Raw genomic sequence first — 26,530 nt, 5'->3', positions numbered from 1 at the left:
ACGTGTTCGACGCGTTTGGCGCAGTATGAACCGGTCACCCGAGAGGTGCGGGAGGGGCTGGAGGTGGCGCCATGAGACAGCGTGATGTGGTGAAAGCGCTGCTGGACTCGTACGGCCGCACCTTCACGCAGGAAGCGGACATCCGGCTGCGCGACACTCCGCAGCCGCTGTACCAACTCCTCGTACTCTCCCTCCTGTTGAGCGCCCGAATCCGCAGCGGTACGGCGATCGACGCCGCCCGCACGCTCATTGACGCCGGGATGCGCGACCCGCGGCGCATGGCGGCGGCGACATGGCAGGAGCGGGTCGACGCTCTGGGCCGCGGCGGCTACCGACGCTACGACGAGCGCACCGCGACCCAACTCGGAGACGGGGCCGAGCTGGTGACGCGGGAGTGGCGCGGAGACCTGCGGCGGCTGCGGGCCGAGGCGGACGGTGACGTCCAGGCCCTGCGCCGGCTCCTGCGGAGGGTTCCCGGGATCGGACCCACGGGCGCGGACATCTTTCTGCGCGAGGCGCAGGACCTCTGGCCCGAGGCGGCGCCCTATCTGGACGAGAAGGCCCTCCAGGGCGCCCGGCGCCTGGGCCTGCCGGCCGCGCCCGACGCGCTCGCGCGGCTCGCGGGAGACTCCGGGACCGCCGTCTTCGCGGCGGCCCTCGTCCGGGCGGCCCTGGACAAGAAGGTCGCCGACGAGGTCGTCCGGACAGCCGACGCGGAGGCAGAGTAGAGGATCACCGCTGCCGCGTCCGCCGCTGGTGTTGCGGATACGCCCGTCTGAGGTCACTCTGTTGGTAACCCAGAAGCGACCACTGCTCACTCTTCGCACTCCGGGCTCGGACGTTGAAGGGATGGAGCTGGCGCGGTGAGGAGCACGGCCATGACTGTTCCGGTCGCCTGCCGCTACACGGTGGAAGTGCAGGCAACGCCAGAGCGAGTTCCCCAGATTCGGCGCATCATCGCGGCGCATCTTCGGTACTGGGACCTCGAAGCCCACATCAGACCCGTGTGCGGCGCCGTTGCTGAGCTTGTCGGCAATGTCGCCCAGCACGTCACCGAAGACAAGACCTGTGTCGTCGAGTTGCGCTTCACCGGGCGACATCTGATCGCGTCCGTCGCCGACAAGGGCCGTCGTCTGCCCCGACTGCTCAGCTCTTCGCCCTCCAGGGGCGGCCTGGCCAGGGTGGCGGCGCTCAGCGACAGCTGGGGCACGTGCGGCACCGCGACGGGCAAAGTGATCTGGTTCAGCCGAAGGGTCAAGACGGCGCAGCGCGTGCCGTCGGTCCCGGTGGCCCCGATCCCGCAGGTACCGGCGTTCGCGCCGTCGGCGGAGACCGCCCGGGAGCGTGAGCCGGCCGTCCCGGTCGCGGCCGGCTTCCCTGTTCTCACGGCCCAAGGTGCGCCAACACCTTGTCGGGCGTGAGGGGAAGATCCCGGAACCGGACGCCGGTGGCATGGTGGACCGCGTTGGCCACGGCGGCGGCCGTGCCGACGATTCCGAAATCGCCGGGGTCACCCGCCGATGAACTGGGAGCGTGCGGTACGGGGATTGAGGATGCGGCCTGCCGCGTAGACGCCGAGAAGCCGGCGCACCGGGCCTCTCCCGAAACGGTGTCGACCTCGACCTCGGCGAAGTGCGCTCCGAACGCGTGCCGGCCGCGGGCACCGGCCAGGCGTACGCGCAGCCGGGCGGGGTGTGCTCGGCCGCGTGGTGGGCGGCGCCGGTGACCTTGTCACGGCCTTCCCGGCGGACGGTCACCATCTTGCCGTACAGCCTGAGGGCGGAGCGATGGGCGCTCTGAAGCGGCCCGGCTCCGCCCTCCCGCTCTGCGGTTGGCTCCACTGACCACTGTCACGTGCTGAGCAGCCGGTTGAAGAACGACCGGTAGCGCTGGAGAGCCAGGCGCAGATCTTCCGTCGGGACTTCCTCGCCGCGGTCCCACTGACCCTCGAGCCCCTGCTTGTGGGACGAGAACGACTGGGCGAGCGTCTGCATCACTTCGGCGACCAGCGCATCGGCCGAGCGCACCGCGTCCCGTGGGTCGTCGACGAACCGGCCCTGGATCTCACCCCAGGCGTTCCGGTAGCCGGTCGCGTCCTCGGCACTCAGGAGTGACTCGTCCTGGTCTCCCTGTTCGGCCTGCGCCGCGGCCGCCTCCTGCTGGTCGGCCTGCTGGTCGGCCTGCTCGTCGGCCTGCGCTTCGGCTGCCCGCTCCTGTCCGGCGGTGTCGAGAGCGCCCGCCTGCTCGTCCCGCTCCCCCAAGTCGGCCGTGGCCTCTCCCGGATAGACGGCCGACTCGCCCTCGGCGGTAGCCGGTTCGGGTTCGCCCGGGAGTGCCGCGTCCTCGTCGCGTATGTCGCGGTCTTCCTCCACGCCCTCCTGCGGATGGGCGAGGTTCTCCGTGGTCAGACCTCCGTCGCCGGGCAGTCCGCCGGTGTCGCCCGGCTCTCGCATGTCATCTCGTCGCATGTCGTCTCACCTCGTCCGGGTCATGAGCCGTCGGCCCGTGACCCGCCGCCTTGGTTACTGAGAAGTTCCTCGAACAGGGCGCGGTAGTGCACCATCGCCCCGCACAGTTCTTCGGTGGTCGCCTGGCCGTCGCTGCTGCGCACATTGACGTCGTGGGCGGCGCGGTAGTGCTCCAGCGTGCGCCCGTGCTCCACCGAGAGATCCTGCAGCTGCTGCTGGTATCCGTCGGTCGGGTAGCCGCGCTCCCGCATGAGCCGGGTCACCAGCTGGTCCGCGTCGGCGACCGCCGCACCGGGCCGGTCCACGAAGCGTTCCTGGACGCCGCTCCATTCGTCGGCGTACCGGTGGCGGACGTCGCTCGGCAGTTCCCTGATCTCCAGCTTGTCGTGGCGTTCCTCGTGGGCGCGCGGCTCGCGCTCGGCGGCCCGCCGGCTGCCCTCGTCCTCGAGCGTGCGGTCGTACTCAGGTCCGAAGTGGTCCTGCAGCCGCCGTCGGCGCGACTGCATCGAGAGCGCCACGGCGATGATGATCAACACAACCGCGACGGACGATGATGGCGATGAGTGTGCTGGTAGACGTCGAATCCTCCACGGGGCGTCGCGCGTGTCCCCGTAACCAGCCCCTGCCCAGGGCGTTCACCAGCAAGCCAGCACATAACGACCAGCGGTCGTGGAGGGCGAGGGCCTTACGCGGTCTTCGGCTTCCGGGTGGCCGTCTTCTTCGCCGCGGTCTTCCGGGCGGCGGTCTTCTTCGCCTCGACCTGTTGTGCGGGAGCCTTCCTGGCCGTCGTCTTGCCGGTCGCCTTGGCCGTCGTCTTGGACGTTGCCTTCTTCGTGGCCCGCTTCCGGGCCGGCATGTCGTGCACGGTGGCGTCCTCACCCCGCGACTCGCGCGCCGACCGTACGGACTGCTGCAGGGCGGCCATGAGGTCGACGACCTGCCCGGCGGGTTCGGCCGCGGTCTCGGGCTGCGGAGGCTGCTTCCCGGCGGCCTTGGCTTCGATGACCCTCTCCAGGGCGGCCCGGTACTCGTCGTGCAGGTCGTCCATCCTGACCTTGCCGTACGCGTCCATCAGATCTTCGGCGGCGTCCAGTTCCTCGTCCGGGACGTCCATCGGTTCGGGGGTGGCGATGGCGGACGGATCGCGGATCTCGTCCGGCCAGTGCATGGCGTGCAGGACCAGCGCCTTCTCCTTGATCCGCAACAGCCCGAGACGCTCACGGTTGTGCCAGGCGAACTTGGCGACCGCGACCTTGCTGGACCGCTCCAGCGCCTTACGCAGCAGCGTGTACGGCTTGGCCGCCACAGCCCCGTCGGCGGCGAGGTAGTAGCTCTCCCCGATGCGGACCGGGTCGATCGACTCGGCCGGTACGAACCCGACGATCTCGATGGCCTTCGCCGTCGGCAGCGGCATGGAGTCCAGCTCTTCGTCCGTGATCTGGATCGTGTCGCCGGTCGACAGCTCGTACCCGCGGCCGATCTCCTCGTTCGGGACGGCCTTGCCCTCGGTCTCGCACACCTTCCGGGTACGGATCCGGCCCATGTCCTCCAGGTGGTACTGCCGGAACGCGATCGACTTGTTCTCGGTGGCCGGCTGTACGGAGATGGGGATGGTCACCAGCCCGAAGCTGATGGCCCCCTTCCACACGGGGCGTGGCATCACAGACCTCCAGCCCCCCTGGCAGGGCACCAGCGTAAGCAGGCTGTGGCCCGGACGCGACAGGGGGACCGGTGTACCTCGAGCGGTGGTCAGCGTGCGGAGCAGCCGGCCGGAGGGGTGTGCTTGATGTCGAGGACGAGGCGTTCCGGTGAGTGGAGCTTGTAGGACTTGTAGACAGGCTTGGTGTGGAATGCCGCCCCGAACGTGACCACTCCTTCGAAGTCGCCGGTCAGGGCGATGCCCTTGAGCTTGGGCAGATAGATCTTCAGCAGCCGGGGTCCCTTGTAGACCGACTTGCCGGCTTCGTTGTGTGCCGCGGCGGGGGAGAGCTTGATCTCCAGGAAGTACTTCCCGGCGAGCGGGACCTTCTTCCCGGACCCGTCGTAGCGCAGTTCCTTGACAGGCTTCACGCTGACCGGGGGCATCGTGCCCCGGACATCGATGACGAGCCGGTCGAAGGTGGAGTGGCCGCCCCATCGGGCGTTGACCACGAGAGCGGTTGCGGGGGCCTGCTGCGGCGCCCGGGACTGTGTTGAAGCGGAGGCGGGAAGCGTGGCGCCCACCCCGGCGGTGAGGAGGATGCCGGCGGCGACGGCCGCGAGGCGCTGACGATGAAGCATGACGTCCCCCATTTCTCCTGGTACGGGGACACTGGTGTCACCAGGGGAGACATCTGCGGACCACATACGGTTGCACGCGGTATGCATCGATTCGCCACTATTCTCGGAGAACTCCGGGTGACCTCATGTGCTGGAGCGCTACGGCCGACCTCGTGGCGGGCGCGGGCATCTCCGCGATCGGTCTGGCCTGCGTAGCCCGAGTGCGCCGGGCCCGTGATCTGCCGCTCGCCGCGCTGCCGCTGCTTCTGGGCGCCCACCAGATCATCGAGTCGTCCGTCTGGCGTTCCGGCGGCGGTACGGGTCCGGCCACCGTGGCCTGGGCCGTCATCGCCCTGCCCGTGCTGGCGCTGTGGGTGCCGCTCGGCGTGCTGCTCGCCGCACCGCCGCGCGCCCGGCTCCGGCCGGCGGGCACCTCGGCCGCGGGCCTCGCCACCGCCGCAGCCCTCTCGTACAGCCTCGCCACCCGGCCCGTGACGGCCGAGGTGCGCGGACACACGCTCGGCTATGTCCTCGACCTGCCCGCCTCGCCGCTGCTGATTGCCGGCTATCTGCTCGCCACCGTCGGCTCACTGCTGCTCGGCGGAGATCCGCTGCTACGGCTGCTCGGCGCCCTGGTCGGGGCCGGCGCGGTGATCTGCGCGCTGCTGTGGCGGCTGGAGTTCGTCTCCACCTGGTGCGCCTTCGCCGCGGTGGCCTCCGTCGTCATGCTCGCCTGGGTACACCGCCGCCCGGCCGGCGGCGGGCCGCCGGGGCCGGTTCAGCCGGCGGCCGGAACCGCGTCCCGGTAGGGGATCGCCGGCTGCGGGATCCGCTGAAGGGCAGTCACGTCGAGGGCGACGGCCGCGGAGGCGGTGCCCAGGGTGCCGCCCGGGTGCCAAGTGCCAGTCACCCGTACCCAGGTGTCGGCGTCCGGCGCCCGGACTCCGTACATCCTGATCGTCAGGGACTGCGAGTCGGCGGCGCAGCAGGACACCAGCAGCCGGGTCAGATTCCAGGTGCCGTTCTTGCCGGGGGTGACGAACCCCTCCGTGATCACGGTGCGGCCCTTGAGGCTCTGCTCCTCGTCCTGCTGGGCCCGGGCGGTGAACTCCGACAGCGACAGCGGGACCGGGCCCTGGGCGGGCAGCGGCTCGAAGCGTGCGTACTTCTCGACGATCTTGGGGCTGTCACGTGCGGCGGTGTACGAGCCCAGAGCCGGCGGCGCGAAGAACAGCAGCGCGAGCGCCGGCGGGAGCAACAGCCAGGCGACGCGGGGGCCGTGGGTGTGGTCGTGGCCGTGCGGGTGCGACGAGCCGCCGTCACGCTGGTGGTCGTCGTGGTCGTCGTGGTCGTCTTGCTCGTCGTCGAGGTGGTCCATGCGGGCGAACGGGACGCCGTCGCGCCACGCGGCGACCAGTCCCAGGCCGACCAGGACGGAACCGGCGACGATGAGGAAGGGCTGCAGTCCTTCCTTCACATAACGCAGGCTGATGTCGCTGAACAGCGAGACCCGCAGGACTCCGGCCCCGGTCAGCAGTAGCAGCACGGACTGCAGGTGGCGTTTCACAGCAGCCACCACCCGGCCAGGGCGCTGCACGCGACGGCCACCACGGCGGTCGCCGTCGAGAAGCGCAGGGCGAACGACCGGCCGAAGGTGCCGGCCTGCAGGGCGATCAGCTTGAGGTCGACCATCGGCCCGACCACCATGAACGCCAGCCGGGCCGTGGGTGAGAAGCCGGTCAGCGATGCGGCGACGAACGCGTCCGCCTCCGAGCAGATCGCAAGCACGACGGCGAGGACGGCGAGGAAGAGCACGGACATCCAGGGCGAGCCGGAGAAGGTGTCCAGCACCGAGCGTGGCACGGTGACATTGAAGGTGGCCGCCGCCATGGCGCCGACCACCAGGAACCCGCCCGCGTGCAGGAAGTCGTGCTGAAAGCCCAGCCGGAACTCCTCCCACCGGCTACGGCCGGCCTGGTGGCCGGTGTGCCGCGCCGGCATCCGGAGCCACTCCGCACGCCCGAGCTTCAGCCAGAGCCAGCCCATGGCGGCGGAGGTGGCGAGCGACGCGAGGAGCCGGGCGGCGACCATCTCCGGGCTGCCGGGGAAGGCCACGGCGGTGGAGGCGAGCACGATCGGGTTGACGGCGGGCGCGGAGAGAAGGAACGCGAACGCGGCAGCGGGTGTGACACCACGCCTGATCAGACTCCCGGCGACCGGGACCGAGGCGCACTCGCAGCCCGGCAGTACGATCCCCGCCGCGCTCGCCACCGGCACGGCGAGCGCGGGGTTGCGCGGCAGGGCCTTGCTGAACACATGCGCCGGTACGAACGCGTTGACGGCCCCCGAGATGAGCGTGCCCAGCAGAAGGAACGGCAGCGCCTGAACGGTGATCGCCACACAGATCGTCTGCCACGCCAGGAAACCGGGGTGCCATAGCCAGGTCACGGCTCCGGTGACCCAGCCGAGCGTACCGAGCAGGAGAACCGTGAACGCGCCCGCGACGACAAGCCGCGCGGGGGCAGGGCGACGGGTGGCGTCGCTCGTCGGCGGCCGAGCGGTGTCAACCCTTGGGGCTTCCACCAGTCCTTCCGGGTTGTTCACTTCAGCTCCGGTCGTCAGTGAGAGGTCCTCACGATAGCCTGGGGCATTGGCCGGTCGGACGTGTAGTAGGCCACGGCGGAGGCCATCACCTCGGCGATGGTCAGGGTGGGGCCGGTCGCATGGGCGGGCACTCCGTGTGCGTTCATGGCGCGGAGCATCCGCCGCCACTCGGCCGGGGTCAGCTCGCCGTCACCATCGGTGTCGGCGATGGTGATGGACGCCTCGACCCAGGGCAGGACGATGTAGGCGAAGCCTTCCGGGTTGTCGAGCAGACTGGCGGTCGCGGCCCGGACGAACTCCTCCTCGGTGAGGCGCCCGTCCCGGTCGACATCCGCGGCATCGGCCAGCCCCTGCCAGAAGCGCTCCGCCCCGTCGACGAGGGCCCTGCCGCTTGCCGTGTGCTCCGATTCGCCGAATTCGGCGAGGATGACGCCGGCCATCTCCCGGAAGTCGTGCACGCTCACCGCTCCGTCGCGGTCGCGGTCGAACGCGGCGAACCGGGATGCGATCCTCTCCTGATACTCCCTCAAGCCCATGTGAGTTGCGTCCCTTCGTTGATGAGGCCGGTCAGGTGTGCACGATGCTGTTGCGGCCGTCGTGGCCGTCGGCCTGTTCCTCGTCGAACCAGTAGTCGCCGTGGGCGAGATAGCGGAACCCGTACCGCCGCTCGCTGGGGAGGGCGATCGTCACTGCGCGGGTGCCGTCACCGCGTACGACGAACGGGTGGGTGCCGGGCTGCCAGTCGTTGAAGTCGCCGACGACGCTGACGTGACCGCAGGGCTGTTCGGCGGGGAGGATGAAGGTGATCTCAGTGCGCTTCCGGCGCCGGGCGCGCTCCAGCATGGCGGAACCTTTCGTGGGGTCGTCGGGGACGATCGGATCAGCATCCTCATCTCCCCGCCGCCGCAGCCGCGTTCCGGGCGACGACGCCGCCGTCCGTCGCTCGTTCGGCCCACCGGCGAGGTACACCGCAGTGCGAGAGTGAGCGAGGAGATCAGCGCACCCGGCGGTCTTCGAGCGGGGCCGCGTACAGGGCCGGGCCGGTGGCGCCGGGGCTCGGCAGGCGCGGCGTGTGGTTGACGAGCCTCGCCGAGTTGCCGACGACCGCGATGCTGCTCGTGTTGTGCAGGAGAGCTGCGAACACCGGGTTGAGGGAGCCGCCGGCGCTGGCGAGCAGGCCGAGGAGGTTGACACCGATGGCCAGGCCGTAGTTCTGCCGTACGACCCGCAGGGTGTGGCGGCTGAGTTCGACGACGGCGGCGACCTGCTGGAGGTCGTTGCCCGCCAGCGCGATGTCGGCCGTCTCCAGTGCGACGTGCGAGGAGTGGGCGCCCATCGCGATGCCGACGTCCGCCAGCGCGAGAGCGGGCGCGTCATTGGTGCCGTCGCCGACCATGGCGACGAGATGGCCCTCTGCCCGCAGGTCGCGGATCAGCTGGAGCTTCGCCTCCGGCAGGGCGTGGGCGTGGACTTCGCTGATGCCGAGGGTGTCGGCGACGGTCTGCGCGGTCTCCGGCGAGTCGCCGGTGAGCAGGATGATCCGCGTGACGCCGAGGTTCCGCAGCTGTCGCACGACCGTGTCGGCTCCGCCGCGGATCGCGTCCGACAGGCCGAGCATGCCGATCAGATCGTCGTCGTGGGCCAGGCAGATGACGGTCTCGCCCTGGTCGCGCAGGTGCTGCGTCCACTGCTGGGCATGGTCGGGCAGCTCCATGCCGTGCCGGCGCAGCAGCGCCGGGCTGCCGACCAGCAGGCGGGTGCCGTCCAGTTCGGCGCGCATGCCCATGCCGAGCACGACCTCGCAGGCCTGGTGGATGGGGATGTGCAGGTGCTGTTCCTCCGTACGGCGGACAATCGCCTCGGCCAGCGGATGGCGGGCGTGCAGCTCACCGGACGCGGCCAGGCTGAGGACCTGGTCCGCGGTGAAGTCGCCGTGGAAGGTGACCACACTGGTGACCAGGGGCCGGCCGAGGGTGAGGGTGCCGGTCTTGTCGAACACGACCGCGGTGACCCGGCCGACGCCTTCCAGGTGGGTGCCCCCCTTGATGAGGGTGCCGCGGCGGGCGCCGTTGCCGATGGCCGCGCTGATGGCGGTCGGAGTGGCGAGTCCGGCGGCGCACGGGCAGGCGATCAGCAGCATGGTCATGGCCCGGCGCGCGTCCCGGGTGAGCAGGTAGGTGCCCGCAGCCAGGGCGAAGGAGATGGGGACGAACCGGCTGGTGAAGCGGGTCGCGACGGTCTGGATCGGAGCCCGGTCGCCCTGTGCCTCCTCGACCCGGCTGATGATCCGGCCGACGGTGGTGTCCCGTCCGACCGAGGTGGCGCGGATGATCACCGAGCCGTTGGTGACGATCGTGCCGGCGAAGACCTCGGAGCCCTCACGTACGTACACCGGGAGCGCTTCGCCGGTGATCGCCGCCTGGTCCACGAGGCCCTCGCTGCCCACCACCACACCGTCGACGGGGATCCGGTGGTGCTCGTACACGGCGACCTCGTCCGAGGGCTCGACCTCGTCGAGCGCGACCTCGGTCTCGACGCCGTCGCGCACCAGCCAGGCCCGCTCCTCGCCGATGGTGAGCAGTTCCTCGATGGCACGGCGGGTCCGGCGCAGGGTGAGCGTCTGGAGGAACTCGCCGATGTTGAGCAGCCACAGGACGGTCAGCGCCACCACGTTCTCGCGCAGCAGCAGGGAGATGACGGTCGCAGCGGTGACCAGGGTGTCCGTGCCCGGGCGCCTTCGGCCGACGAGGGTGTGGAAGGCGCCGCGGAAGAAGGGCAGGCCACTGAAGACGGTCGCGGCGCCCAGGAAGCCGGACGGCCCGGCCGCGACCCACGGCTTACGGCGCAGAACCAGCCGCCGCAGCGCCACAACGGCGAGCACCGCGCCACCGACGACGAGCCGGGCGATCTCGCCGGTGGAGGAGTCGGGCGTCGACCGGCTGGGCCTGGCCGGGAGGGAGGGCGGTGGTGCCTCGTCCAGCGCGGCAACCAGCCGGTCCGCGTCCAGGTGGTCCGGCGCGACCCAGATGATCACGCTCCCGGTGCGCGGGAAGATCCGCAGGGCACGGAAGCCGGGGACGTCCATCAGCCGTTCGTCGACCAGGCCGGCGCAGCCGGGCCGGGCCTGGAGCCAGGGCACCCTCAGCCGTACCCGCCCCGCGGCGACGGAACGGACCACCACACCGGACATGAGTCAGTGCTCGTGATCGTGCGCGTGGCCCTCGACATCGACCACGGACGGCGGCGGCGCCTCTTCGCCCAGGGAGCCGCGGGCCTCGGCGACCACATCGCCCGCCTTGAGCCGGGCCTCCTCGGCCGCAGAAGCGACCCACCGCCCGGCTACGATCCCGCCTGCCACGCCGCCGACGAGAGCCTTACGGGCGGCCGGCTTCATCGCCGGCAGCTTCTTGGCGGCCCCCTGGACGATCAGGCCGCCCACGACGCCCGAGACGGCGTAGTGCACGAGGCGGCCGGCCGCGGCACCAACAAGTGCAAGCGGATGCATAAGCTCTCCTTCCGCCCGCTCCTGGCGGATCGTGCGGAACTCTTCCTCCATTGTGCGCTCGCGGCCGCCCACTTTCGCCTCCGGCCCGTATCGGCAGGTCAGCGCCCCGGCATGGTTCCGATGACGACCGTGGCGCCCAGCTCGTCGGAACCGGCCACCCGGGGGGCCAGTCCGCTGCGGGCGACGTGTTCGAGGGTCCCCGGCGCCTGGCGCTCGCTCGTCTCGATCAACAGGTGACCGCCCGGCGCCAGCCACCGTGGCGCCGCCGCGGTCACTCGCCGCTGTACGTCAAGGCCGTCCGCGCCGCCGTCGAGCGCCACCCGAGGCTCGTGCACGCGGGCCTCCGGCGGCAGCAGCCCGATCGCCCCGGTGGGTACGTAGGGCGCGTTGGCGACCAGGACATCGACGCGGCCCCGCAGTGTGGCGGGCAGCGGCCGGTAGAGGTCGCCCTCGTACACCAGGGCGCCGGTGGCGGCGACGTTGCGGCGGGCGCACCGCACCGCGGCGGGGTCGATGTCGACGGCGTGCAACTCGGCCCGGCCCAGGGCCGCGACCAGCGCGGCGCCCACCGCTCCCGAGCCGCAGCACAGGTCGACGACGACCGCGTCGGGACGGGCCAGGGCGGCGGCCTGGCGGACGAGGAACCCGGTGCGGCGGCGGGGGACGAAGACGCCGGGCTCCACGGCTATCCGCAGCCCGCAGAACTCGGCCCAGCCGACGACGTGTTCGAGGGGCAGGCCGACCACTCGCCGGTCCACCATGGTGGCGAGGTCGGCCGGTGTGCGTGCCGTGGAGATGAGCAACCGCGCCTCGTCCTCGGCGAAGACACAGCCGGCGGCCCGAAGCCTGGTGACGATGACGGAGTGAGGGAGCGGTGACGGGGAAAGCGACATGGGAACCTTTCGGGATGCCGAAGGGCGCCCTCCCGGTCACCTACGTCGAGGGGACCGCACGGCCGTGAGATGAGAGCACCCAGCCTGACACAGCGGTAATGGGTCTCACCTCCTCGGTCGTTCAGTGCTGAAGACGGCAACACTACCCCCTCGCCCTGGAACCGCGCCTTGCCTTTCTTGCCTCGGCCGGTAGCGTCGGGAGACGACAGCACGCACGCCGAACGAGAGCACCGATGACCGCGCAGTTCCCCGAACGCGAAGCGCCCGGCGCCGGCTGCCTCCCCGACCTGGACGAGCGGGTGACGCACTGCCGGGCCTGCCCTCGCCTGGTGGCCTGGCGGGAGCTGACGGGCCGGGAGGGGCGGCACGCGTACAGGGGCTGGGACTACTGGGCCCGGCCGGTGCCAGGGTTCGGTCCCGCGGACGCCGCCATGCTCGTGGTCGGCCTTGCACCGGCCGCTCACGGCGGCAACCGCACCGGGCGGATGTTCACCGGCGACCGGTCCGGCGATGTGCTCTTCGCGGCCCTGTACGAGGCCGGCCTGGCCAGCCGGCCCGACGCTACGGACCGGGACGACGGCCTGCGGCTGCTCGGCGTACGCGTCACCGCGCCCGTTCATTGCGCCCCGCCCGCCAACAGGCCGACGCCGGGCGAGCGGGACACCTGCCGGCCCTGGCTGGTCCGGGAACTGCAGTTGCTGCGCCCCACAGTACGGTCACTCGTCGTGCTGGGGGCGTTCGGCTGGCAGGCCGTGCTGCCCGCTCTGGCCGCGGCCGGCTGGACCGTGCCGCGGCCCCGGCCGGCCTTCGCCCACGGGGCGCACGTCATCCTGCAGGCCACCGACGGCGGCCCGGATCTGCACGTGTTCGGGTGCTATCACGTCAGTCAGCGCAACACGTTCACCGGACGGCTGACCCCTGCGATGCTGACCGAGGTCCTCACCGCGGCGGCCCGCGCCGCCGGGCTGTGACGGATGATCCGCTCCGGGAACTTCGGCTGTACGGGCGACAGAGCACACCGTCGGCCCAACACGACGCGCCGGGACGGCGAAGGGTGGCCATCCTGGGCCAAACCCTTCGAAGAAAGGTTCAGCCATGCTGGAGCGTAGTCGGGGCAAGAAGCACACCGAGATCACCTTCGTCATCCCCGCTGACAGGGCCTGCGGCCATGTCAGCGTCGTGGGCGATTTCAACGACTGGCAGCCGGGCGCCCACCCCTTCGTCGAACAGGCCGACGGCAGGCGCTCCGTCACCCTCGCGCTCCCCAGCGAACAGCGTTACGGCTTTCGCTACCTCGCCCATGGCGACTACTGGTTCAACGACGACCACGCCGACGAGCAGGACGGTCACAACAGCGTCGTCCACACCTGACCGAGGGCGCCGGGACCGCCCCGGTGGCCTCCCGCACTCCCACACTCCCGGTGCCGGAGGCCACCCACCGACGACATGGTTTCGGCACCGCCTCTCGGGTACCCGGGCGCGGAGTCCGCCGGCAGCCGATGCCGTCCAGCGAGAGTGAGGATCGTCCGATGGATCGAACGGGTAGCCGGCCGGGCATCACTCTCGACCCACCCGCGGCAGTCGGTTCGTCCGAAGCACACGGACACGCGGAGCCCATGAGCCGGAGGCTGTGGCGCCACATCCTGCGCCTGGGAACGAGAGGGGGCCGTCAGGCGTACGCCGTCGGCCTCACCGGTATCGCGGCGGTGGCCGAGCGCCTGACCCCGGCGACCCGCCGGTGCACCCGACGCTCACGGCGCTCACGAGCCGGCGCTTGTCCCTGCGCGTCCCAGCACCGGGACCGGGCGTAAGAGGACCGGGCGTAAGGGGAAAGGAAGTTCACGTGTCGATCAAGGTGTCCGACTTGATCCTTCAGCGGCCGCGGGAGTGAGAGGTCGACCAAGTGTTCGCGTACGCCGGCGACGGCATCAACGGGCTGCTCACCGCGTGGGGGCGTGTGGAGAACAAGCCCAAGTTCGTCCAGTCCCGCCACGAGGAGATGTCCGCGTTCCAGGCGGTCGGCTACGCGAAGTTCTCCGGCCGGGTCGGCGTGTGCGCCGCGACCTCCGGGCCGGGCTCCATCCACCTGCTCAACGGGCTGTACGACGCGAAGCGGCGATGCAGATGAACGGCCTCGCGGAGATGATCAACGCGGCCAAGTGCTGGCGGGGAATGGCAGGATCCGCGACTGGTAGTCGCGGTCCTCAACAAACAGGACCTGAACCAGGTCACCTGGGAGAAGCGGGCGATGTCGGGCGCACCCCAGTTCCTGCCCTCGCAGGAGATCCCGGACGTGCCCGCCCTACGCGGACTTCGCCCGCTCCATCGGTCTCGACGGGGTACGGGTGGAGCAGCCCGGCGATGTCGAGACGGCCTGGCACCGCGCGCTGGGTTCCGACCGCCCGTTCGTCATCGACTTCCGTAGCGACCCGGCCGTGCCGCCCATTCCTCCGCACGTCGACCTCGACCAGATCGAAGCCGCCGCCGCCTCGATCCTCAAGGGCGACAGCGACCGGGGAGGCATACTCCGCCAAGGCCTGAAGGCCGAAGTGCAGGAAATGCTCCCCGGGGCCGTCACCGCAACGACGGATGAGGCGGCGGCGCGGAACCCCCTGGGGGAGCCGCGCCCTCAGCCCGCCCCGCGCGGGCATGTCGCTGTTGCCTGACGTATTTCTCCGCCTCCAGGGCCGCCTCGCGTGCGGTTCGTTGTCCCAGGAGGACACACAGCGTGTAGGCCGCGTCTTCGAAAAGGCTGCGATTCTCGCCGTGCGTCGGATCGGCGAGCATACGGCGCTCCAGATCGCGATACCGGATGAGGAGACTGCCTATCAGGTCGTGGTCCGGCAACAGCATGTAACTCCTCCTCGCATGAGGGGGCTCCTGCCTGCTTTCAGCTGCCCATTCTCCGCCCCCGAGCGGAAGTTCTCCACCCGGAGCCCGGACCACGGCCCGGGCCCCCTGGGGCGGGCCGGTGGCCGTCGTTTCGGCGCATGACTCCTGGGCACCCGCAGCAGGGCGCGGAACGCGCTCCGACCCCGATGCGCAGTCCCGATGCGTTACGGAGGCACATCATGCGCGCACTGACATGGCACGGCCGGCGGGACGTCCGGGTGGACACGGTGCCCGACCCGCAGTTGAAGGAACCCACGGATGTCGTCGTCGGTATCACGTCAACCGGCATCTGCGGATCGGACCTGCATCTGTACGAGGTCCTGGGCCCGTTTCTGGACGCCGGGGACATCCTGGGCCACGAGCCCATGGGCGTCGTCCAGGAGGTGGGCGAGGGCGTGACCTCGCTGACTCCCGGCGACCGGGTCGTCATCCCGTTCAGTGTCTCGTGCGGAGACTGTTTCATGTGCAACCAGGGTCTGCACTCCCAGTGCGAGACCACCCAGGTACGCGAACGGGGCATGGGCGCTTCCCTGTTCGGCTACACCAAGCTGTACGGCCACGTGCCGGGCGGTCAGGCGGAGTATCTGCGTGTCCCGTTCGGCGACAGCCTGCCGATCAAGGTGCCGGACGGCCCGCCCGACGAACGCTTCGTCTACCTGTCCGACGTACTGCCGACCGCCTGGCAGGCCGTCGAGTACGCGGACATTCCTCCCGGCGGCTCGGTGACCGTCATCGGACTCGGACCGATCGGCGAAATGGCGGCCCGGATCGCCCTGTACCGCGGCGCGAGCCTGGTCGTCGGCGTGGACCTGGTGCCGGCCCGGCTGGCGCGGGCGAAGGCCCACGGGGTGAAGGCGATGGACCTGCGCGACCACGGCAAGCAACTCGGCGACGCCATCCGCGATCTGACCGACGGACGCGGCACGGACGCCGTGATCGACGCGGTGGGTATGGAAGCCCATGGCGCGCCCATCGCGAAGACAGCGCAGTGGATCACCGGCCACCTGCCTGACGCCGTCGGCGAAAAGCTGATGGAGCACGCCGGCGTCGACCGCCTGCAGGCCTTCTACACCGCGATCGACGTGGTCCGGCGAGGCGGCACCATCTCGGTCGTGGGCGTGTACGGCGGGATGGCCGACCCGCTGCCGATGCTGACCCTGTTCGACAAGCAGATCCAACTGCGCATGGGCCAGGCGAACGTCAAGCGCTGGGTGGACGACATCTTGCCGCTGCTGAGTGACGGCGACCCGTTGGGTGTGGAGGGATTCGCGACCCACACCATGCCGTTGGAGGACGGCCCGCAGGCCTACGCCATGTTCCAGGGCAAGGAGGACGGCATGATCAAGACGCTGCTCAAGCCGTGAGGCGTCCGACCGCTATGAGGCGCGTCCAAGGGGGTACTCGATACCCATGCGCACCGACAGTACGCATACAACCAGAGGAGGTGTCAGCCGTGGATACGCGGACCGACACTGAACCGGCGAGCAGACGTACCGCACCCGAACCTCGCATACGTACGTGCCGCGCCGCCATCGCCGAAACCGGGCGGGAGGCCAAGGAGACGCAGGAGAGCAACCCGGAGTGGAACATCGTCCGGGGCGAGGACTGAGAAACCTCGCCCGGAAGCGCATCGGACGGCACTTTTCTGGACACCCGCCCTGCATGACGACCCTTCCCGGTGTGTACGAGTCGCATTGGATGGAAACGGCGCAGGCACCCCCGCGCGCCCCGCTCTCCGAGGACATCGAGGTCGACGTCGCCGTGGTCGGCGCCGGAATCGCCGGCCTCAGCACCGCCTGGGAACTGTCCCGTACCGGGCGCAGCGTCGCGGTGCTGGAAGCGGGCCGGGTCGCGGCGGGCGTCTCGGGGTACACGACCGCCAAGGTCTGCGCACTGCACACGCTGATTTACGACCGGCTGCGCCGGACCCGGGGCCCGGAGGGCGCACGGCTGTACGCGCGGTCCCAGAGCGAGGCGGTCGAGCACGTCGCAAACGTCGCGGACGAAGTCGGCATCGACTGCGAGCTGGAGCGGGCGCCCGCCTTCACCTACTGCGAGGATCCGGCCGGCACCGACGGCCTGCGGGCGGAGGCGGAAGCGGCGGCCGAAGCGGGGCTGAACGCCTCGTATGTCACCGAGACAGGGCTGCCCTTCGCCGTCGCGGGCGCGGTCCGCCTCGAGAACCAGGCACAGTTCCATCCTCGCAAGTACCTTCTCGCGCTCGCCGAGGACCTGCAGGGGCGCGGCGGCCTCATCTACGAACGGACGCGGGTCACCCATCTCAAGGAGGGCGAGCCCTGCCGTATCCGGACAGCCGCCGGAATGACGGTCACGGCGCGGAGCGTCGTCAGCGCCACGCACTATCCGCTCTTCGACCGGGCGATGCTCTTCACCAGGCTCTCCCCGCACCGCGAACTCGTGGTCGCCGGCGCCATCGAGGCTCACCACGACCCCGGCGGCCTGTACATCACAGAGGAGCAGAACAAGCGCTCGGTGCGTACCGCCCCGTACGGCGAAGGGCGACGGCTGCTGATCGTCACGGGCGAGTCGTTCACCCCCGGCACCGGTGACACCGCCGAACGCTTCGCGCGACTCGCGGCCTGGGCCCAGGACCGCTTCTCCGGCGTCGAAATCACCCGTCGCTGGGCGGCGCAGGACAACGACCCCACCGACACCGTGCCGCTGGTCGGCCGGATGCATCCGGGCGGCGACCATGCCTATGTCGCAACCGGCTTCGGCGGCTGGGGCATGAGCGGCGGGGTGATGGCGGGGCGGCTGCTGGCCGCTCTCATCGAGGGCGAGGCACCGCCGTGGGCGGGGCTCTACGACCCGAGGCGGCTGATGAGCGCGCTGCGCGAGGCGCCGGGATTCCTCAAGCACCAGGCCGCCGTGGGCAAGCACTTCGTCGGGGACCGGCTGCGGACGCCCACTCCCGTGTCGGCCGCCGACATCGCGCCCGGCACGGGCGCCGTGGTGCGGGTCGCCGGCGAGCGTTGCGCGGTCTACCGCGACGAGGCCGGCACCGCGCACGCGGTGACCGCGCGATGCACCCATCTCGGCTGCATCGTCGCCTTCAACAACGCCGAGCTGACGTGGGAGTGCCCGTGCCACGGCTCGCGCTTCACTCTCGACGGCGATGTTGTCCAGGGCCCGGCGAACCGTCCGCTGGACAAGCGTGACGTCGAGGATTCCCGCGAGGGGCCGGGGCTGACGGCCGAGGAGCCGGGCTGACGGACGGCAGGTGGCGCGCCCTGCGCAGGACGCGCAGGACGCGCAGGACGCGCAGGGCGGGGCAGGGCTGCGGGTTGGGCCAGGCGCTGGTCGAGGGATTCGCCCTCGCGCTGTTCCTCGCCGGTGGTTCCGTATTTCGTCACGCCGAGGGGCCGCTCCGGCGGGGATTACCCCTCGTCCAGCATCTCGTCCAGCCCGCGTTTCGCCGATCGTGTTCTCCAGGTCGAGATCGTCGGTCGGCGGTTGTCCACGTCTGAGTGCTCGGGCTGGTAGAAGTCGTCGCCTCGTGCCTGGTCGGACATGGTCACTCCACTCGTGAGCCCCGCTCCACTCGTTTACGCGTGCCCGACGGGGTAGCTGCCACGCATGAACGGAATCAAGCCTCTGGCAGTCGTCACCGGTGCCTCCAGTGGCATCGGTTTCGAACTCGCCAAGCAATTCGCCGAGAACGGATTCGATCTCGTGGTCAGCGCGGAGGACTCTGGCGTGGACGCGGCGGCCGAGCAGCTCCAGGCCGCCGGTGCCGATGTTCAGGTCGTACGGGCGGACCTGGCCACCTACGACGGCGTGGAACGGCTCTACGCCGCCATCGCGACGACCCGCCGGCCGGTCAGCGCTGCCGCCCTCAACGCCGGCGTGGGCCAGGGCGGGGCATTCCTCGACACCGACCTGGCGGACGAGGCCAGGGTCATCGACCTGAACATCACCTCGACCGTGCACCTGGCCAAACGTCTGCTCCCGGTCATGGTCGCCGAGGGCGACGGAAAGTTGCTCATCACGTCCTCCATCGCTTCGACGATGCCTGGCTCGTTCCAGGCGGTGTACAACGCGTCGAAGTCCTTCCTGCAGTCCTTCGCCGAGGCGCTGCGGAACGAGCTCAAAGACACCGGGGTGACGGTCACCTCGCTCATGCCCGGCCCCACCGAGACGAACTTCTTCCATCGGGCCGGCATGGACGACACCAAGGTCGGCCGGCAGCCGAAGGACGATCCGGCCAAGGTCGCCAAGGACGGCTTCGACGCTCTCATGAGCGAACGGGGCAAGGTCGTCGCCGGATCGCTCAGGACCAAGGCGCAAGGCGTCGCCAACAAGGTGCTGCCCGACAAGCTGAAGGCCGCCGCGCACCGGCGTATGGCGGAACCCGGATCCGGTAGGAATAGGAAGTAGGGCAGCACCTGCCCGGGAGAGCCGGGGCGAGCGGATTGTCAGTGGCGTGCGTCACAGTTGGTGGAAGTGGATTGCACCCCAGCATCCGCGGACCCGAGGTGATCCCATGAGTTACGCGATCCAGGCGGAAGGTCTGGCGAAACAGTTCAAGCAGACCCAGGCACTGGCCGGCGTGGATCTCGCCGTCCCCGCCGGCACCGTTCTCGGCTTGCTCGGGCCCAACGGCGCGGGCAAGACGACGGCGGTCCGCATCTTCGCGACACTCCTCGCGCCGGACGGCGGGCGAGCGGAGGTCGGAGGGTACGACGTCGTACGGGAGGCGGGCCTGGTCCGGTCCTTGATCGGGCTGACCGGGCAGTACGCCGCTGTCGACGAGAACCTGACCGGCACGGAGAACCTCCTGATGATCGGCCGGCTGCTCGGCATGCCGCGTACGGAGGCCCGCGCCCGCGCGGCAGAACTGCTGGACCGCTTCCAGCTCAGTGACGCGGCGGGGCGGGCCACGAAGACGTACTCGGGCGGCATGCGACGACGTCTGGACCTGGCGGCGAGCCTGGTCGGGCGGCCGCAGATCCTGTTCCTCGACGAGCCGACGTTCCCGCGCAGACAAGGTGACCCCCCGATTTGTGCGACCGCTTCTCGCCGGAATCGGCACCCGGCCGGCGGGGACGTCGCCCCGCCGCCCGGGCCGGGCCGACGGTGATCAGGCCGAACTCTGGGCGGTGCCGTGGTCGGTGCCGGACGTCCGGTTGATCTTCTCTATCGCCTGGCGGGCATGCTCCCCCGGTGAGCGGGCGGTGAGGGTGGACACGGTGGAGGGCGCGATGAGGGGCTGGCTCCGCTCCGGCGCGGGTTTCGCGTGGGCGGCCGATCGTGTGCGCAGGCGGTGGCTGGCCGCTTCGTCGAGGGTGACCGGGCGCTGCATCTGGGTGGCGAGCCGGCCGGCTTCCTGGCCGAGCGCGGCGACGTCCTCCCATGCGAGCCGGAGCACCAGACGCAGTTCGGCCTCCCCGTCGGGGAGGGCTTGGAGGGGAAGGCTGACGGGGTCGTTCATGGGCTGATCCTCAAGGTCTCGGGACAGGGCCATGGCGAAAGCGCTGCGCACTGCGCACCACGGGTTCGCTCGTGCGCCCAGTGATACGCATATCCGACCCGGCGTGTTCAGGCCGTCCGCGAGCCGTGCGGGGGACGGACCGGCGGTCACCCGCCCGGACCACCGCTGCCGAAGGCTCCTCCGCTCTTGTCCTGGCCGCCCTCATCCTCCGGCTCGGCCTGGGTGCCCAAGTTCCCGTAGCCCTTCATCTCGTGCGGGGGGAGCCGTCGGCCGTCCGGCGGGAACTCGTCCTGTTCCAGTTGCTGCTGACCCTGCTGCTGGGCCTGCCGCTGCCCCGCTCCGCCGAGCTCGACAGCGGGCTGCGCCTTCGCCGACGATCACGAGCCCGACGAGGAAGGGGACCGATTCCCCAGCGGCTCAGCGGCGCAGGCCGTCCGAGCGCCTCGGCACACCGCCGCAGGGGCACACTGGGAACGCTGCTGTCCCGGACGCCGAGGAGCGCTGTGCCTGTTCCGATCATCATCGACTGCGATCCCGGGCACGACGACGCCATCGCGATCATGCTCGCTGCGGGGGATCCATCGATCGACCTGCTCGCGATCACCACGGTCGCCGGCAACCAGACGGTCGAGAAGACCACATTGAACGCGCGCCGCGTCTGCACCGTCGCCGGAATCACCGGGGTGCCCCTCGCAGCCGGATGCACACAGCCGCTCGTCCAGCCGCAGCTCGTGGCGGACGACGTGCACGGGAAGTCCGGCCTGGACGGGCCGCAGTTCGCGGAACCCGCGGTGGACGTGGTCCCCGAGCACGCGGTGGACCTCATGTACCGGATCCTGACCAGACATCCGGAACCCGTCACCCTCGTCCCGACCGCGCCGCTGACGAACGTCGCCCTGCTGCTGACCCGGTATCCCGACAGTGCCGCACGCATCCGGGAGATCGTGCTCATGGGCGGCTCCACCGAACGGGGCAACCGGACTCCGGCGGCCGAGTTCAACATCTACGCCGACCCCGAAGCCGCCGACATCGTCTTCCGCAGCGGCGTGCCGATCACCATGTGCGGGCTCAACGTCACCCACCAGGCGCTCGCCACACCCGAGGTAGTGGCCCGCCTCGAAGGTCTCGGCACCGAACTCGGGCGTACGTGCGCCCAGCTGATGACCTTCTACGGCTCCACCTACCGGCGATTGTGGGGTTTCGCATCACCGCCGCTGCACGACCCGGTCGCGGTGGCCCGCGTCATCGACCCCGCGATCGTCCACTGCGTCGATGCGAGTGTGGCCGTCGAACTTCACGGCCACCACACGCGCGGGGCGACGGTGGTGGATCTGCACGGCTACCTCGGCCGGCCCGTCAACGCGCGCGTCGCGGTGACCCTGGAGCGCGAACTGTTCTGGGACCGGGTGATCGGCGCGGTCGATGCGCTCGGGAAGCGTACGACGTAACCGTGCGTGAGCTGATCAGGTGCCAGAAAGTACGGGCCCGCCGGATCCTTTGACGCAGTCGCGAGGCAGCTCACATACTGACGGCCAAATCGATTTGGCCAAATCGATTTGGCCCTTGGTTTCAAGGGCCCCACACACCCCGTAGCCGGTGACCCGTCCGAAGCCGGAAGTGAGCCGAACGGAGCTCGAAGGTGACCAGCCCCAGCACCGCGCCACACTCCGCAGACGCACCAGACCCGGCCGCCGAGCCGGACCTCGCAGCCTCGCCGGGCCCCGCCGCCACACCCCACCCGGTGGACGAGTCCCGCCCCTACGGCAGGATGATCCTCTTCGGCATCCAGCACGTCCTGGTCATGGCCGCGACGCCCATCTCGGCCATCTTCCTGATGAGCGCCACCCTCGGGCTCAACCCGGATCTGACCGTCAACCTGCTCTCGGCGGCGTTCCTGCTCTCCGGGGCCGGCTCCCTGATCCAGTCGCTCGGACCCTGGAAGTTCGGGCCCAAGCTGCCGTTCGTCATGCTGCCCGGCGGGTCCCGCTCATCCTCTTCCTGGCGATCGCCGAGCAGCACGGCGTACGCACCGCGACCGGCGCCGTGCTGCTCACCGCAGCCTTCTACTTCGTCGTCCTGCCGGTCTTCTCCCGGCTGCTGAAGTTCTTCCCGGCACTCGTCATCGGCACGATGATCGTGATCGTCGGCGTCAATCTCGTGAAGGTCGGCGCGGTGCTCGTCACCGGACGGCCGGGCACGCCCGGATTCGGCGACACCACCAACCTGCTCCTCGGCATGGCGACCATCGCCTTCACCGTGGACTTCTACTGGCTGTTCAGCGGCGTACTGCGCCAACTCGCCGTCATGCTGGGCCTGATCGCGGGCACCGTACTGGCCTTCCTCATCGGCAGCACGGACTTCGGCGCGGTCACCGGGGGAGGGCTGCTGAACGTACCGCAGCTGCTGCCCTTCGGCTCGCCCCAGTTCAACCTGCCGGCCGCGCTCCCGCTGATGCTGTACAGCCTCGCCTCGATGGCGGAGGCCACCGGCCAGACCGTCATCAACGCCGAGGCCGTCGGCAAGGAGATCGATCAGCGCACCGACGTCCCCAAGACCATCCGCGGAGACGCGTTCACGTCCCTCCTCGGTGGCTTCCTCGGCATGCCGCTGATGGTCACCAGCGGCGAGAACATCGGCATCGTCCGCGTCACGGGCGTACGCAGCCGGTACGTGACCGCCGCGGCCGGAGTCGTGCTCATCCTCATCGGCTTCCTCGCGCCCGTCACCCGGGCGATCAGCGTCATCCCGTCGGCCGTCGTCGGCGGCACCGCGATGGTGGTGTTCGCCGTCATCACCGTCCTCGGCGTGCAGATGCTGGGCCGCCGGGGCAACCTCGACGATCACTCCAACACGTTCATCTGCGCTGTCGCGATCGCCCTCGGCCTGCTGCCGATCCTCATTCCTGGCGTCTACAGCGGTTTTCCGCCCAACGTCCACATCCTCATGGAGAGCGGGGTGGCGGTCGGGGCGTTCGTCGCCGCGGTCCCCGACCCGGCTTCGTGGACGCCACCACCACCTCACCCAGAGCTTCGGTTCGTCCCTCGCCTTCGGTGAGCCGTCGGAGATCTTCCGCCGGGTCTGGGTGCCGTTGGAGAACGCGCTCGACGAGGAATCCGCCTACGTAGCGGCGAAGTTGGCGGCGCTGGAGTCGCTGCGCGGCGGCTTCACCACCGTCGCCGAGGCGGGCACCCGCGCATCCGTGGACGTCGATGTGCCGGCGACGGCCACCCGCGAGGTGGGCATCCGCTGCGTCCTGGGGCTGGTCTGCAACGACGCGGCCGACGCCGACGGTACGGGTGGGCCCGCCGACGCCGCACAGACACTGGCGAGCGCCGAGAAGCACCTCGCCCGCTACGCAGGCGACCCGCTGGTCCACGCCTCGCTCGCGGTCCCGGTCCCCGAGGCCGCGACCGCCCGTACCCTGCGCGACACCGCCCTGCTGGCCGCCGAGGCCGGCGCAGTCGTACAAATCCACGTCAACGAGCATCTCGCCGCCGTGGAACGGTCCCACCGCGCGGAGAGCGGGGCCCTGTGACCGTCGAGGCCGCGGCGCTGCTCGGCCTCGCCGTGACCCTGGCCGCGTTCGTCCGCCAGCGGCCTGGGCTTCGCGCTGATCGTCGCCCCCGTGGCCGGCTTCGTGTCGCCCGACCTGCTGCCGGTGGTCGTGCTCGCCGCGATGATCCCGCTCAACGCGCACGTCGCGTGGCAGGAACGGGCCTCGCTGGACCTGCGCGGCGCCGGCTGGGTATCGGCAGCGCGGCTCGCGGCGACACCGGGCGGGCTGCTGCTGTGGGCGATCCCGGACCGCAGTCTCGGCCTGTTCGTCGGCGGGGCGACGCTGCTCGCGGCACTGGTGAGCCTGGCCGCGCCGAAGTTCACACCGGGGCGCGCGGCCTACCTCGCCGCCGGAGTCGTCACGGGCCTCACCGAGACGGCGACCGGCGTCGGGGGACCGCCGCTGGCGCTGGTCTACCAGCACCGCCCGCCCGCCGAGCTGCGGTCCACGGTCGCTCTGTGCTTCCTGGTCGGCGAGGTCGCCTCGCTCGGGCTGCTCTTCGCCACCGGCCAGGGGGAGCCCGGGCAACTGGGGTGGGCAGCCATGCTGTTGCCCGCTCTGGCGCTGGGCGCGTGGCTGAGCCGTCTGGTGCACCACCGGATCGACGCCGGCCGGATGCGGTTCTTCGTCCTGGCCTTCGCCGTCGTCTCCGGAGTGATCCTGATCATCGGCACGTGAGCCCCGGAGGTTCAAGGCCGCAGGCCCGGCGATTCAGCCCGTACGGCTATCGAGGACGGGAAGCCTGCGGGACGACGCCCTGGGGACGAGGCGCGGTTCGGGCGCGGGGACCACGGCAGCGGTGTCCTCCCCGCGCAGTCGCCCGAGCAGCAGTTCCACCGCGTCGGCCGCGGCCTGGTCCAGGCGCAGGTCGACGGCCGTCAGCGGCGGCTCGCAGGTTCTGGCGCGCAGACCGTCGTACCGCGTGACGACCATGATGTCGGCGGGGATCGTCCGGCTGCTGTCGGTGATCGCGCGAACCGCGCCGACGGCGAAGGCGTCGACCAGCGCGCAGACGGCGTCGATGTCCGGATGCGCGGCGAGCAGCGCGGCGCACGCCTCGTAGCCGGCCTGCTCGCCACCTTCTTCGGGCGCGGTGGCGGTGAGCGGGTCCCAGCCGTGTGCGGCGGCGGCCGCCTCGTATGCGGCGCGCGCGTCCACGGCGGAGTGCCGGGTCCCGGAACCGGTGATGAGCGCCGGGCGGCGGGCGCCCTGGTCGCGCAGATGTTCCAGCAGTAGTTCAGCGACCAGGTCCCCGCGCAGGTCCACGTACGGCGCCGCTTCCGGCCCGGCCACCTGCCGCCCCAGAGTGACGTACGGCAGTCCGCGCGCCAGCAGTTGGGCCACGGCCGGGTCGTTCTCGTCGGGCTCGACCACGATCGCCCCGTCGATGTCGACCGACTCCAGCCCCGAGCCGGACTTCACCGGCGGTACCAGCACGAGCGCGAACTCGTGGACGAGAGCCCGCTCCGCGGCGGCGGCGGCAACCTCCATGTAGAAGCCGAGCCGGGACGGCCCGCCGGCCACGGCGAACGGCATCGACGAGGCCAGCGCGATCGCCTTGGCCTGCCCCCGGCGCAGCCGCTGCGCGCGGAGGTTCGGCCGGTAACCCAGCTCGGCCGCGATCCTCTTGATCCGCTCACGGGTCCGTGGATCGACCTTTCCCACCCCGTTGAGGGCGTGCGAGACGGTCGTCCTCGACACCGCCGCGGCCTGGGCGACATCGGAGATCGTCGGAGGCCGGGTCCCGGGACGGCCGGTGCTGGACATCTGCGCGCAGGCTCCTCGCTCGCACTCACATCGTCGCGCGGACTGGATTGACTGCCGTCACCGCGCTTGCCCACAGTTTCCCTCACACGCCCCCGGGAACGGACGCCGGATCACCAAACCCGCCGAAGCGGCGGACGTAGCGCTTCTGCCAGGGGGTTTCGACGGCACGTCGGTCGTAGTGCCGACGTACGAAGTCCACCGCCTCGCCGGCCGGCACTCCGTCGAGTACCGCGAGACAGGCCAGGGCCGTGCCGGTGCGGCCACGGCCTCCGCCGCAGGCGATCTCGACGCGTTCGGTGCCGGCGCGCGCCCATGCCTCGCCCAGGATCTCCTGCGCCTCCGCGTCGCTGCTCGGCAGCCGGAAGTCCGGCCAGCGCAGCCATCGGGCTTCCCAGGGCAGCTCGGGCGGAGGTTTCCCGAGCAGGTACACGGCGTAGTCGGGCGTGGGACCGGCCGGCAGCGGCCGGCGGAGCGCCCGGCCGCGGACCAGGCGTCCCGACGGAAGGCGCAGTACTCCGGCGGCGGTGGGCTCCCAGGGCTCGGCAACGCGTTCACGGCCGGTCCGGCGCGAGGTCACCGTGCCGCGTCCAGCCGGGCGCGCTGCTCCGCCGTCAGCTCCAGGTCCACCGCGGCCAGGCTCTCGTCGAGCTGCGTCACGGAGGAAGCGCCGACCAGCGGGATCGCCGGGATCTCGCCGCCGGTCAGCCAGGCGAGCACCACCTGGTTGACGGTCGCCCCGGCTTCCTTGGCCACCTCTCGCAGTACCGCCAGGCGGGCGGGGGTGCCCGCGTGGTCGAAGGCGGTGCCCAGGGGCTTGTCCTCGCGTACGTAACCGCCGGACAGCAGCGGCGAGTAGGCGACCAGCGCGAGACCGGGCTCGGAGCGCAGGTAGCCGAGCAGGTCGCCGCTGAGTACGCCCGGGTTGCCGTCCGGGGAGCGCAGGGTCGGCAGGTCGGTGCGCTGTCGCAGGTACGTGTGGTGGTACTGCAGGACTTCGTAGCCCGGCAGACCGGCCGCCTCGGCCATGGTCCGGGCCCGTTCCACCCCCCAGGCCCAGTGAGCGGTGTGCATCGTGAAGTTGCAGGTCATGGGTCTGGTGTGCGCGAGGTTCGGGATACTCGCACTGGTCGTGGG

General features: G+C 70.8%; 28 protein-coding genes and 8 pseudogenes. 17 read left to right on the top strand and 19 right to left on the bottom strand.

The features are described from left to right. Positions 1 to 71: 71 nt before the first annotated feature. The gene (locus tag NLX86_RS18475) at positions 72 to 728 is read left to right on the top strand and encodes an endonuclease (protein WP_254372814.1); all 657 of its coding nucleotides are present in this window, start codon (positions 72 to 74) and stop codon (positions 726 to 728) included. Positions 729 to 878: 150 nt separating this feature from the next. Further along, positions 879 to 1,421, top strand: coding sequence for an ATP-binding protein (locus NLX86_RS18470; protein ID WP_254372813.1), 543 nt, complete (start codon positions 879 to 881; stop codon positions 1,419 to 1,421). On the opposite strand, the pseudogene NLX86_RS18465 reads toward NLX86_RS18470, so the two are convergent. From NLX86_RS18465 to NLX86_RS18445, 5 genes and pseudogenes are all read right to left on the bottom strand, one after another. Then, positions 1,384 to 1,653, bottom strand: a pseudogene (locus NLX86_RS18465) (molybdopterin cofactor-binding domain-containing protein); the annotation flags it as partial. The gene NLX86_RS18470 and the pseudogene NLX86_RS18465 sit on opposite strands and share 38 nt — an antisense overlap. Before the next feature lie 197 nt (positions 1,654 to 1,850). After that, positions 1,851 to 2,468: a hypothetical protein gene (locus tag NLX86_RS18460; RefSeq protein WP_254372812.1), complete on the bottom strand. Its 618-nt coding sequence runs from the start codon at positions 2,466 to 2,468 to the stop codon at positions 1,851 to 1,853. Between the two features lie 20 nt (positions 2,469 to 2,488). Then, a pseudogene (locus tag NLX86_RS18455) lies at positions 2,489 to 3,059 on the bottom strand (hypothetical protein). A gap of 94 nt (positions 3,060 to 3,153) precedes the next feature. Further along, positions 3,154 to 4,128, bottom strand: coding sequence for a Ku protein (locus NLX86_RS18450; RefSeq protein ID WP_254372811.1), 975 nt, complete (start codon positions 4,126 to 4,128; stop codon positions 3,154 to 3,156). Positions 4,129 to 4,217: 89 nt separating this feature from the next. Further along, positions 4,218 to 4,748 carry a hypothetical protein gene (locus NLX86_RS18445; RefSeq protein WP_254372810.1) on the bottom strand — a complete coding sequence of 177 codons (531 nt, stop codon included), beginning with the start codon at positions 4,746 to 4,748 and terminating at the stop codon, positions 4,218 to 4,220. A gap of 125 nt (positions 4,749 to 4,873) precedes the next feature. Here NLX86_RS18445 and NLX86_RS18440 point away from each other — a divergent pair, with 125 nt between their 5' ends. Beyond that, positions 4,874 to 5,536, top strand: coding sequence for a DUF6629 family protein (locus NLX86_RS18440; protein WP_254372809.1), 663 nt, complete (start codon positions 4,874 to 4,876; stop codon positions 5,534 to 5,536). Here the strand turns inward: NLX86_RS18440 and NLX86_RS18435 are convergent. The 7 genes from NLX86_RS18435 to NLX86_RS18405 all read right to left on the bottom strand — a co-directional run bounded on the left by NLX86_RS18435 (position 5,506) and on the right by NLX86_RS18405 (position 11,729). Then, the gene (locus tag NLX86_RS18435) at positions 5,506 to 6,294 is read right to left on the bottom strand and encodes a TIGR03943 family protein (RefSeq protein WP_254372808.1); all 789 of its coding nucleotides are present in this window, start codon (positions 6,292 to 6,294) and stop codon (positions 5,506 to 5,508) included. The two genes, NLX86_RS18440 and NLX86_RS18435, sit on opposite strands and share 31 nt — an antisense overlap. After that, positions 6,291 to 7,331, bottom strand: a complete 1,041-nt coding sequence (locus tag NLX86_RS18430) for a permease (protein ID WP_374213909.1) — start codon at positions 7,329 to 7,331, stop codon at positions 6,291 to 6,293. Before NLX86_RS18430 ends, NLX86_RS18435 begins: the two co-directional genes overlap by 4 nt. A gap of 14 nt (positions 7,332 to 7,345) precedes the next feature. Then, on the bottom strand, positions 7,346 to 7,867 hold the full coding sequence (locus tag NLX86_RS18425) for an EF-hand domain-containing protein (protein ID WP_254372807.1): 522 nt from the start codon (positions 7,865 to 7,867) through the stop codon (positions 7,346 to 7,348). 31 nt (positions 7,868 to 7,898) lie between these two features. Next, the gene (locus NLX86_RS18420) at positions 7,899 to 8,174 is read right to left on the bottom strand and encodes an isoamylase early set domain-containing protein (RefSeq protein ID WP_254372806.1); all 276 of its coding nucleotides are present in this window, start codon (positions 8,172 to 8,174) and stop codon (positions 7,899 to 7,901) included. A gap of 151 nt (positions 8,175 to 8,325) precedes the next feature. Further along, positions 8,326 to 10,521, bottom strand: a complete 2,196-nt coding sequence (locus NLX86_RS18415; protein ID WP_254372805.1) for a cation-translocating P-type ATPase — start codon at positions 10,519 to 10,521, stop codon at positions 8,326 to 8,328. Between the two features lie 3 nt (positions 10,522 to 10,524). Then, positions 10,525 to 10,836, bottom strand: coding sequence for a DUF1490 family protein (locus tag NLX86_RS18410; protein WP_254372804.1), 312 nt, complete (start codon positions 10,834 to 10,836; stop codon positions 10,525 to 10,527). Positions 10,837 to 10,934: 98 nt separating this feature from the next. Next, a complete protein-coding gene (locus tag NLX86_RS18405; protein WP_254372803.1) occupies positions 10,935 to 11,729 on the bottom strand; it encodes a putative protein N(5)-glutamine methyltransferase in 795 nt (264 codons plus the stop codon). A gap of 233 nt (positions 11,730 to 11,962) precedes the next feature. Between NLX86_RS18405 and NLX86_RS18400 the strand changes: the two genes are divergently transcribed. The 4 genes and pseudogenes from NLX86_RS18400 to NLX86_RS18390 form a co-directional block, all read left to right on the top strand. Then, positions 11,963 to 12,700, top strand: a complete 738-nt coding sequence (locus tag NLX86_RS18400) for a uracil-DNA glycosylase (RefSeq protein WP_254372802.1) — start codon at positions 11,963 to 11,965, stop codon at positions 12,698 to 12,700. Positions 12,701 to 12,824: 124 nt separating this feature from the next. Beyond that, complete coding sequence (locus NLX86_RS18395; protein WP_254372801.1) at positions 12,825 to 13,100, top strand: isoamylase early set domain-containing protein; 276 nt, start codon at positions 12,825 to 12,827, stop codon at positions 13,098 to 13,100. 532 nt (positions 13,101 to 13,632) lie between these two features. Next, positions 13,633 to 13,857, top strand: coding sequence for a thiamine pyrophosphate-binding protein (locus tag NLX86_RS35090; RefSeq protein WP_374213908.1), 225 nt, complete (start codon positions 13,633 to 13,635; stop codon positions 13,855 to 13,857). After that, positions 13,839 to 14,395, top strand: a pseudogene (locus NLX86_RS18390) (thiamine pyrophosphate-dependent enzyme); the annotation flags it as partial. The gene NLX86_RS35090 and the pseudogene NLX86_RS18390, both read left to right, overlap by 19 nt. Here the strand turns inward: NLX86_RS18390 and NLX86_RS18385 are convergent. Continuing rightward, positions 14,304 to 14,582 (bottom strand): DUF5133 domain-containing protein, encoded by a 279-nt coding sequence (locus tag NLX86_RS18385; RefSeq protein ID WP_254372800.1) that lies wholly within the window; start codon positions 14,580 to 14,582, stop codon positions 14,304 to 14,306. The pseudogene NLX86_RS18390 and the gene NLX86_RS18385 sit on opposite strands and share 92 nt — an antisense overlap. Positions 14,583 to 14,800: 218 nt before the next feature. Between NLX86_RS18385 and NLX86_RS18380 the strand changes: the two genes are divergently transcribed. The 3 genes from NLX86_RS18380 (at position 14,801) to NLX86_RS18370 (ending at position 17,852) form a co-directional block, all read left to right on the top strand. Beyond that, complete coding sequence (locus NLX86_RS18380; RefSeq protein WP_254372799.1) at positions 14,801 to 15,985, top strand: zinc-dependent alcohol dehydrogenase; 1,185 nt, start codon at positions 14,801 to 14,803, stop codon at positions 15,983 to 15,985. Between the two features lie 89 nt (positions 15,986 to 16,074). Continuing rightward, positions 16,075 to 16,230 (top strand): hypothetical protein, encoded by a 156-nt coding sequence (locus NLX86_RS18375; RefSeq protein WP_254372798.1) that lies wholly within the window; start codon positions 16,075 to 16,077, stop codon positions 16,228 to 16,230. A gap of 53 nt (positions 16,231 to 16,283) precedes the next feature. Further along, a complete protein-coding gene (locus NLX86_RS18370) occupies positions 16,284 to 17,852 on the top strand; it encodes an FAD-dependent oxidoreductase (RefSeq protein ID WP_254372797.1) in 1,569 nt (522 codons plus the stop codon). 73 nt (positions 17,853 to 17,925) lie between these two features. On the opposite strand, the pseudogene NLX86_RS18365 reads toward NLX86_RS18370, so the two are convergent. Further along, positions 17,926 to 18,154 (bottom strand): annotated as a pseudogene (locus NLX86_RS18365) (hypothetical protein); the annotation flags it as partial. A 64-nt stretch (positions 18,155 to 18,218) separates the two neighbouring features. On the opposite strand from NLX86_RS18365, the gene NLX86_RS18360 reads away from it, so the two are divergent. Further along, a complete protein-coding gene (locus tag NLX86_RS18360) occupies positions 18,219 to 19,019 on the top strand; it encodes an SDR family oxidoreductase (protein WP_254372796.1) in 801 nt (266 codons plus the stop codon). Between the two features lie 106 nt (positions 19,020 to 19,125). Next, positions 19,126 to 19,614: pseudogene (locus NLX86_RS18355) on the top strand (ATP-binding cassette domain-containing protein); the annotation flags it as partial. 108 nt (positions 19,615 to 19,722) lie between these two features. On the opposite strand, the gene NLX86_RS18350 reads toward NLX86_RS18355, so the two are convergent. Beyond that, positions 19,723 to 20,073 carry a hypothetical protein gene (locus tag NLX86_RS18350; RefSeq protein WP_254372795.1) on the bottom strand — a complete coding sequence of 117 codons (351 nt, stop codon included), beginning with the start codon at positions 20,071 to 20,073 and terminating at the stop codon, positions 19,723 to 19,725. A gap of 146 nt (positions 20,074 to 20,219) precedes the next feature. Then, a pseudogene (locus NLX86_RS35085) lies at positions 20,220 to 20,378 on the bottom strand (DUF6479 family protein); the annotation flags it as partial. Positions 20,379 to 20,576: 198 nt separating this feature from the next. Here NLX86_RS35085 and NLX86_RS18345 point away from each other — a divergent pair. The 5 genes and pseudogenes from NLX86_RS18345 to NLX86_RS18325 all read left to right on the top strand — a co-directional run bounded on the left by NLX86_RS18345 (position 20,577) and on the right by NLX86_RS18325 (position 24,307). Then, positions 20,577 to 21,521: a nucleoside hydrolase gene (locus NLX86_RS18345; RefSeq protein ID WP_254372794.1), complete on the top strand. Its 945-nt coding sequence runs from the start codon at positions 20,577 to 20,579 to the stop codon at positions 21,519 to 21,521. Positions 21,522 to 21,712: 191 nt separating this feature from the next. After that, positions 21,713 to 22,174 carry a solute carrier family 23 protein gene (locus NLX86_RS34755; RefSeq protein ID WP_254372793.1) on the top strand — a complete coding sequence of 154 codons (462 nt, stop codon included), beginning with the start codon at positions 21,713 to 21,715 and terminating at the stop codon, positions 22,172 to 22,174. Beyond that, positions 22,117 to 22,998 (top strand): annotated as a pseudogene (locus NLX86_RS18335) (uracil-xanthine permease family protein); the annotation flags it as partial. The gene NLX86_RS34755 and the pseudogene NLX86_RS18335, both read left to right, overlap by 58 nt. Continuing rightward, positions 22,995 to 23,581, top strand: a pseudogene (locus tag NLX86_RS18330) (amidohydrolase family protein); the annotation flags it as partial. The pseudogenes NLX86_RS18335 and NLX86_RS18330, both read left to right, overlap by 4 nt. Before the next feature lie 117 nt (positions 23,582 to 23,698). Beyond that, positions 23,699 to 24,307 carry a TSUP family transporter gene (locus tag NLX86_RS18325; RefSeq protein WP_254372792.1) on the top strand — a complete coding sequence of 203 codons (609 nt, stop codon included), beginning with the start codon at positions 23,699 to 23,701 and terminating at the stop codon, positions 24,305 to 24,307. 33 nt (positions 24,308 to 24,340) lie between these two features. Here the strand turns inward: NLX86_RS18325 and NLX86_RS18320 are convergent, their stop codons facing one another. From NLX86_RS18320 to NLX86_RS18310, 3 genes are all read right to left on the bottom strand, one after another. Then, complete coding sequence (locus NLX86_RS18320; RefSeq protein ID WP_254372791.1) at positions 24,341 to 25,396, bottom strand: LacI family DNA-binding transcriptional regulator; 1,056 nt, start codon at positions 25,394 to 25,396, stop codon at positions 24,341 to 24,343. An 82-nt stretch (positions 25,397 to 25,478) separates the two neighbouring features. Next, the gene (locus NLX86_RS18315; protein WP_254372790.1) at positions 25,479 to 25,973 is read right to left on the bottom strand and encodes a protein phosphatase; all 495 of its coding nucleotides are present in this window, start codon (positions 25,971 to 25,973) and stop codon (positions 25,479 to 25,481) included. Next, positions 25,970 to 26,530, bottom strand: a 561-nt coding sequence (locus NLX86_RS18310; protein ID WP_254372789.1) for an aldo/keto reductase, incomplete at its 5' end; no start/stop codon positions are given. The genes NLX86_RS18310 and NLX86_RS18315, both read right to left, overlap by 4 nt.

The organism is Streptomyces sp. A3M-1-3 (assembly GCF_024213665.1).
In the GTDB taxonomy this organism is placed as follows: domain Bacteria; phylum Actinomycetota; class Actinomycetes; order Streptomycetales; family Streptomycetaceae; genus Streptomyces.
This window is presented reverse-complemented; position numbering and strand designations above follow the sequence as displayed.

Coding starts and splice junctions, on each gene's coding strand:
- NLX86_RS18385 (WP_254372800.1), bottom strand. CDS start 14,582: ATGCTGTTGCCGGACCACGACCTGATAGGCAGTCTCCTCATCCGGTAT.
- NLX86_RS18460 (WP_254372812.1), bottom strand. CDS start 2,468: ATGCGACGAGATGACATGCGAGAGCCGGGCGACACCGGCGGACTGCCC.
- NLX86_RS18320 (WP_254372791.1), bottom strand. CDS start 25,396: ATGTCCAGCACCGGCCGTCCCGGGACCCGGCCTCCGACGATCTCCGAT.
- NLX86_RS18470 (WP_254372813.1), top strand. CDS start 879: ATGACTGTTCCGGTCGCCTGCCGCTACACGGTGGAAGTGCAGGCAACG.
- NLX86_RS18450 (WP_254372811.1), bottom strand. CDS start 4,128: ATGCCACGCCCCGTGTGGAAGGGGGCCATCAGCTTCGGGCTGGTGACC.
- NLX86_RS18405 (WP_254372803.1), bottom strand. CDS start 11,729: ATGTCGCTTTCCCCGTCACCGCTCCCTCACTCCGTCATCGTCACCAGG.
- NLX86_RS18410 (WP_254372804.1), bottom strand. CDS start 10,836: ATGCATCCGCTTGCACTTGTTGGTGCCGCGGCCGGCCGCCTCGTGCAC.
- NLX86_RS18395 (WP_254372801.1), top strand. CDS start 12,825: ATGCTGGAGCGTAGTCGGGGCAAGAAGCACACCGAGATCACCTTCGTC.
- NLX86_RS18425 (WP_254372807.1), bottom strand. CDS start 7,867: ATGGGCTTGAGGGAGTATCAGGAGAGGATCGCATCCCGGTTCGCCGCG.
- NLX86_RS18440 (WP_254372809.1), top strand. CDS start 4,874: ATGTGCTGGAGCGCTACGGCCGACCTCGTGGCGGGCGCGGGCATCTCC.
- NLX86_RS18475 (WP_254372814.1), top strand. CDS start 72: ATGAGACAGCGTGATGTGGTGAAAGCGCTGCTGGACTCGTACGGCCGC.
- NLX86_RS18400 (WP_254372802.1), top strand. CDS start 11,963: ATGACCGCGCAGTTCCCCGAACGCGAAGCGCCCGGCGCCGGCTGCCTC.
- NLX86_RS18360 (WP_254372796.1), top strand. CDS start 18,219: ATGAACGGAATCAAGCCTCTGGCAGTCGTCACCGGTGCCTCCAGTGGC.
- NLX86_RS18415 (WP_254372805.1), bottom strand. CDS start 10,521: ATGTCCGGTGTGGTGGTCCGTTCCGTCGCCGCGGGGCGGGTACGGCTG.
- NLX86_RS18420 (WP_254372806.1), bottom strand. CDS start 8,174: ATGCTGGAGCGCGCCCGGCGCCGGAAGCGCACTGAGATCACCTTCATC.
- NLX86_RS18350 (WP_254372795.1), bottom strand. CDS start 20,073: ATGAACGACCCCGTCAGCCTTCCCCTCCAAGCCCTCCCCGACGGGGAG.
- NLX86_RS18370 (WP_254372797.1), top strand. CDS start 16,284: ATGACGACCCTTCCCGGTGTGTACGAGTCGCATTGGATGGAAACGGCG.
- NLX86_RS18380 (WP_254372799.1), top strand. CDS start 14,801: ATGCGCGCACTGACATGGCACGGCCGGCGGGACGTCCGGGTGGACACG.
- NLX86_RS18445 (WP_254372810.1), bottom strand. CDS start 4,748: ATGCTTCATCGTCAGCGCCTCGCGGCCGTCGCCGCCGGCATCCTCCTC.